Raw genomic sequence first — 5,666 nt, 5'->3', positions numbered from 1 at the left:
GCTCCGGGCCGGGCTCGGAGCACGCCGCAAAACGCCCTGTCTCCGGGAAACGCCCCGTCCCCGGGAAGCGGCCTCGTTCCCCGGAAGTACGGGGCCGAACGCCGCGGTACTCGCGGCACCACAGGACGAGGAACTCCGGTCCGGCCGGCCCTCAGGCCTCCTCGCGCCAGCCGTCGTAGCCGGACGCGAGGGTGTCGAGGGCGTGCAGCAGGGCAGGGGTCCAGCCGCTTTCGGGGGCCTCGGCCACGATCAGCCACTGGGCGTCCTCGGCGTCGTCCTCGCCCGCGAGCGCGTCGCGGACGACTTCGAGCTCGCCGAGGTCGGGCTGGGCGGCGCCGAGTTCCTCGGCGGCCTCCTCGGCGGCGTCGCGGTCAGGCAGGACGAGTAGCTGCCGGGCGTACGGGTCGTCGACGTCCGGGAGGTCGGTGGTGTGGTTCTCGCTCACCCGGCCATTGTCCAGGCCGGGCCGTCCGCTCCGTCGGGCGGGAGTGTCCGTGACCCGTGGGATGCTGGTACGCGATGGCCAGGAAGAGTGCACCCGACGACCTGCTCGCCCCGCTGACCCTCGCGGTCGGCCAGGAGGAGCTGCTGCTGGACCGCGCGGTCGCCCAGGTGGTGGCGGCGGCGAAGGCGGCGGACCCGGACACCGACGTGCGGGATCTGCCGCCCGGTGGCCTGCAGCCGGGCAGCCTGGCCGAGCTGACCACGCCGTCGCTGTTCGCCGAGCGCAAGGTGATCGTGGTCCGGGCCGCGCAGGACCTCTCCGCCGACTCGGTGAAGGAGGTCAAGGCGTACATCGAGGCGCCGGCCGAGGAAGTGATCATGGTGTTGGTGCACGCCGGAGGCGCCAAGGGCAAGGGCCTGCTGGACGCCGGGCGCAAGGCCGGCGGGCGGGAGGTGGCCTGCGCCAAGCTGGCCAAGGCGAGTGAGCGACTGGCCTTCGTCAAGGGCGAGTTCCGCACCCTGGGCCGTTCCGCGACGCCGGAGGCCTGCCAGGCGCTGCTGGACGCGCTCGGCAGTGACCTGCGCGAGCTCGCGGCCGCGTGCAGCCAGCTGACCTCGGACGTCGAGGGCACGATCGACGAGACGGTGGTGGCCCGCTACTACAGCGGCCGGGCCGAGGCGACCGGGTTCGAGGTGGCCGACCTCGCGGTCACCGGCCGGGCGGCGGAGGCGCTGGAGCGGCTGCGCTGGGCGCTGGCCGTCGGCCAGCCGCCGACCGGCATCACCTACGCGCTGGCCTCCGGCGTGCGCAGCATCGGGCGGTTGGCGAGCGCGGGGCGGAACATGCGCCCGGGGGACCTGGCCCGGGAGCTGGGCATGCCGCCGTGGAAGGTCGACCGGGTCCGCCAGCAGATGCGCGGCTGGACGGGTGACGGGGTGGCCGCCGCGCTGACCGCGATCGCCCAGGCCGACGCCGCCGTCAAGGGCGGCTCGGACGATCCGGCCTTCGCCCTGGAGCGCGCGGTGGTCGCCGTCGCCCGGGCCGCCCGGGCAGGGTCCCGCCCGGCGTACTGACGGCGGCGGGTCGGCACGCGGCAGCAGACGGCGGCACGTGGCGGCGGGGTCGGCGACGCCAGCTGGCGGGCCTACTTCTTCATGGCCCGGACGGCGTCCTGCCCGTCGGACTGGAGCGTGCCGCGCAGGTCGTCCTTGGAGGGCGGCTTGCCCTTCCCCGCGGTGTAGCTGGCCGTGTAGTTGATGTAGTAGGTCATCCCGCCGTCGATGATGTCCAGTTCGGCGTAGACGCTGTGGTACTGGTCCGAGCCGTCGTCCTTGTACAGGAAGTACGCCTGCTCGCCGAGCCCCGGGATGTCGGTGACCTGGTAGCCGCGCGCCCGGTACAGCTCCTTGTTGGCCTGCAGCTCGGGTGCCGGGTTGACCGCCTTGTGCAGGTCGACGCGCATGTAGACGTTGGCGAACTCGCTGTCGCTGTTGCCGCCGGTGCGCTTGAGCGACATCGAGCAGTTCATGCTGTCCAGCGCGGGGTGCCGGTCCGTGTGGTGGGTCGGCGCGGAGGTGTCCGAGACGGAGTACGTCTGGAGGAGCTTGTTGGGCTTCCCGGTGGTGCAGAAGTCGTCCGAGAGGTGGTAGCCGTTCAGACCGCGCGGTGAGGAGTCGCTGGTGACCATGCCCGGGACGACCATCACGGCGGCGGTCCAGCCGATCGAGACGGCCACGGCGCCGGCGAAGGCCCAGGCGGCGTTGCGGCGCAGGTTGCCCCCGGCCCGCCCGGCAGAACCGGTGGCAGGCATCCCGGGCATCCCCGCGGCGCCGGGCATTCCTGCCACCCCGGGCATCCCCGGCCGGCCGGGCGGCGGCTGAGGCGGTCCGAACCCCGGCACCCCCGCCTGCGGCGGCTGTTGCTGCTGGGGGAAGCCGTACCCCGGCCCGTTCGAAGCCGGTGGCGGCGGTGGCGTCGTCATGGAAGGTCCCCCCTGGGCCTGGCGGTGCGGGGTGCTCCCCGCACCTCGTCGAACCCGACCGACCATAGCGGCCGGGCCGCGGACCGCGACCGGCGCCGCCGTCGCCTCCCGGAAGGAGGCGGACTGCGACGCCTGTCGCACTGCTTGGTGCACCGCACCCGCGTGGCGAACGCAGGCCGCGTACGGTGCGAGTCTTGCGCGCCTCGGGGGTCCGGGTAGAGGGCCGGGTCGTCCCGAAGCGGTGGGGGCTCAGCGGCCCCCGGGGCGTCAGGCCTGGGCGGCCACGTTGACGCGCTTGGTGATGGCCGACTTCTTGTTGGCGGCCTGGTTGGCGTGGATGACGCCCTTGCTCACGGCCTTGTCCAGCGCCTTGGAGGCGGCGCGGGCCAGCACGACGGCCTTCTCGGTCTCGCCGGCGGCAGCGGCCTCACGGGCCTTGCGCAGAGCGGTCTTCAGCGAGGACTTGACGGCCTTGTTGCGCAGGCGCGCCTTCTCGTTGGTCTTGTTGCGCTTGATCTGGGACTTGATGTTCGCCACGAAGGAGCCTCAGTCTGTCTAAAGAAATCCGAACGGGTTCGCACCCGACGGCCGTCGGACCTGCTGAGAGGGCATGCCGAGGCCAGGTGCAGCAGCCCACGCTACCAGGGGCCGCCCGCCCGCCCCAAACCGGGAGCGTCAGCGACCCGGTGGTACCGGGGCCGGGGTGGCGGGGCCCGGGGTGGCGGGGCCGAGGGCGTCGAGCAGTGGCTCGCCGTAGTGCTCGACCTCCGGGAACGGTCGGTAGAAGTGGTGCAGCAGCGCGCGCCAGCGCTGGTACTCCGGGGAGTGGCGGAAGCCCTCGGTGTGGTCGGCGAGGGTGTCCCACTCCACCTGGAGCAGGAACCGGGAGTCGCGGCCCTCGTCGAGGCAGCGCCGCAGCCGCAGGGAGCGGAAGCCGGGCTGGGCGGCGATCAGCGGGCGGGCCTCGGCGAAGGCGGCGAGGAACTCCTCCTCCCGGCCGGGCAGGACGTCGAGCAGGGCGTTTTCGAGGATCACGGCGGCCCATCCTGCCGCCCGGGGCGCCGGCGGGGGAAGCGCCTGGGAGAACGGTGGGGGAAGCACCGAGGGGACCACCGAGGAGAGCGACGGGGGAAGCACCGGGGAGAGTGCCGAGGAAAACGGCGTCGAGGAGCGGCGGAAGGCATGGGCGGTGCCCGAACGGCAGCCCGGTCCGTGGTCGTGGGAAGATGGGAGGAACTATTTCGATCGGACGAGACTGTCCGGTCCCCGGGAAACCGGTCAGCGATGACCCGGACACCCCCGGCCCCGGACCAACGGAGAATCGGACCAAGGTGCCCGCGACCCCCAGCAATGTGCCAGAGCCCAGCCGTACCGACCCGGCGCTGATCCGCAACTTCTGCATCATCGCCCACATCGACCACGGCAAGTCGACGCTCGCAGACCGGATGCTGCAGATCACCGGCGTGGTCGACCCCCGGCAGATGCGTGCCCAGTACCTCGACCGCATGGACATCGAGCGTGAGCGCGGCATCACCATCAAGTCGCAGGCGGTCCGCCTCCCGTGGGCGCCGAAGACCGGTCCGGACGCCGGGACGACGCACATCCTCAACATGATCGACACCCCCGGCCACGTGGACTTCACGTACGAGGTGTCCCGCTCCCTCGCCGCGTGCGAGGGCACCATCCTGGTGGTCGACGCCGCCCAGGGCATCGAGGCGCAGACCCTCGCCAACCTGTACCTGGCGCTGGAGAACGACCTCACGATCGTCCCGGTCCTCAACAAGATCGACCTCCCGGCCGCCCAGCCGGAGAAGTACGCGGCCGAGATCGCCCACATCATCGGCTGCGACCCGAGCGACGTCCTCCAGGTCAGTGCCAAGACCGGTCTGGGCGTCGAGGACCTGCTGGACCACATCGTCAACACCATCCCGGCCCCGGTCGGCGTCAAGGACGCCCCGGCCCGCGCGATGATCTTCGACTCGGTGTACGACTCCTACCGCGGCGTGGTCACCTACGTCCGAGTGGTGGACGGCCAGCTCACCAAGCGCGAGCGCATCCAGATGATGTCCACCGGCGCCACCCACGAGCTGCTGGAGATCGGCGTCATCTCGCCCGAGCCGAAGGTCGCCGACGGCCTCGGCGTCGGCGAGGTGGGCTACATCATCACCGGTGTGAAGGACGTCCGGCAGTCCAAGGTCGGTGACACGATCACCTCGATGCACAAGGGCGCCACCGAGCCGCTCGGCGGCTACAAGGACCCGCGCCCGATGGTGTTCTCCGGCCTCTACCCGCTGGACGGCTCGGACTACCCGCTGCTGCGCGACGCCCTGGACAAGCTGCGGCTCAACGACGCCGCCCTGGTGTACGAGCCGGAGACCTCGGTCGCGCTCGGCTTCGGTTACCGCTGTGGCTTCCTCGGTCTGCTGCACCTGGAGATCATCCGGGAGCGGCTGGAGCGCGAGTTCAACCTCGACCTGATCTCCACCGCCCCCAACGTGGTCTACCGGGTGGTCATGGAGGACGGCACCGAGCACACCGTCACCAACCCGAGCGAGTTCCCCACCGGCAAGATCGCCGAGGTGTTCGAGCCGGTCGTGCGCGGCACCATCCTCGCGCCCAACGAGTTCGTCGGCGCGATCATGGAGCTCTGCCAGGCCCGCCGCGGCAACCTCCAGGGCATGGACTACCTGTCCGAGGACCGGGTCGAGCTGCGCTACACCCTGCCGCTCGCGGAGATCGTCTTCGACTTCTTCGACCAGCTGAAGTCCAAGACCCGCGGTTACGCCTCGCTGGACTACGAGCCCATCGGCGAGCAGTCCGCGAACCTGGTCAAGGTCGACATCCTGCTGCACGGCGACGCGGTGGACGCCTTCTCCGCGATCGTCCACAAGGACAAGGCCTACGGCTACGGCGTGATGATGGCGGGCAAGCTCCAGAAGCTCATTCCGCGCCAGCAGTTCGAGGTGCCGATCCAGGCGGCCATCGGCTCCCGGGTGATCGCCCGTGAGACGGTCCGCGCGATCCGCAAGGACGTCCTCGCCAAGTGCTACGGCGGTGACATCTCGCGTAAGCGCAAGCTGCTGGAGAAGCAGAAGGAAGGCAAGAAGCGGATGAAGATGGTCGGCCGCGTGGAGGTCCCGCAGGAGGCCTTCATCGCCGCGCTGTCCAGTGACGACAGCGGTGGCGGCAAGGCCAAGAAGTAACCCTCGCGGGAGCGAGGCGGAGCGCGGGTGAGGCGCC

Annotated in this window: 6 protein-coding genes; 2 read left to right on the top strand and 4 right to left on the bottom strand. The window is 71.3% G+C overall.

The window, feature by feature from the left end; genetic code table 11:
• Positions 1–151: 151 nt before the first annotated feature.
• Positions 152–445: a hypothetical protein gene (locus tag ACFRMQ_RS37175; RefSeq protein ID WP_380735273.1), complete on the bottom strand. Its 294-nt coding sequence runs from the start codon at positions 443–445 to the stop codon at positions 152–154.
• A 74-nt stretch (positions 446–519) separates the two neighbouring features.
• Between ACFRMQ_RS37175 and holA the strand changes: the two genes are divergently transcribed.
• The gene (holA, locus tag ACFRMQ_RS37170) at positions 520–1,518 is read left to right on the top strand and encodes a DNA polymerase III subunit delta (RefSeq protein ID WP_380735272.1); all 999 of its coding nucleotides are present in this window, start codon (positions 520–522) and stop codon (positions 1,516–1,518) included.
• Positions 1,519–1,589: 71 nt separating this feature from the next.
• On the opposite strand, the gene ACFRMQ_RS37165 is transcribed toward holA, so the two are convergent.
• The 3 genes from ACFRMQ_RS37165 to ACFRMQ_RS37155 form a co-directional block, all read right to left on the bottom strand.
• Complete coding sequence (locus tag ACFRMQ_RS37165; RefSeq protein WP_380735271.1) at positions 1,590–2,255, bottom strand: hypothetical protein; 666 nt, start codon at positions 2,253–2,255, stop codon at positions 1,590–1,592.
• 438 nt (positions 2,256–2,693) lie between these two features.
• Positions 2,694–2,963, bottom strand: coding sequence for a 30S ribosomal protein S20 (rpsT, locus tag ACFRMQ_RS37160; RefSeq protein ID WP_316521387.1), 270 nt, complete (start codon positions 2,961–2,963; stop codon positions 2,694–2,696).
• Between the two features lie 138 nt (positions 2,964–3,101).
• On the bottom strand, positions 3,102–3,461 hold the full coding sequence (locus ACFRMQ_RS37155) for an antibiotic biosynthesis monooxygenase family protein (RefSeq protein ID WP_380735270.1): 360 nt from the start codon (positions 3,459–3,461) through the stop codon (positions 3,102–3,104).
• Positions 3,462–3,757: 296 nt separating this feature from the next.
• Here ACFRMQ_RS37155 and lepA point away from each other — a divergent pair, with 296 nt between their 5' ends.
• Positions 3,758–5,629 carry a translation elongation factor 4 gene (lepA, locus tag ACFRMQ_RS37150; RefSeq protein ID WP_380735269.1) on the top strand — a complete coding sequence of 624 codons (1,872 nt, stop codon included), beginning with the start codon at positions 3,758–3,760 and terminating at the stop codon, positions 5,627–5,629.
• Positions 5,630–5,666 lie beyond the last annotated feature (37 nt).

It is taken from the genome of Kitasatospora sp. NPDC056783 (genome assembly GCF_042789895.1).
Lineage (GTDB): Bacteria > Actinomycetota > Actinomycetes > Streptomycetales > Streptomycetaceae > Kitasatospora.
The sequence above is the reverse complement of the archived record's forward strand: the minus strand, read 5'-3'. Positions and strand labels throughout refer to the sequence as shown.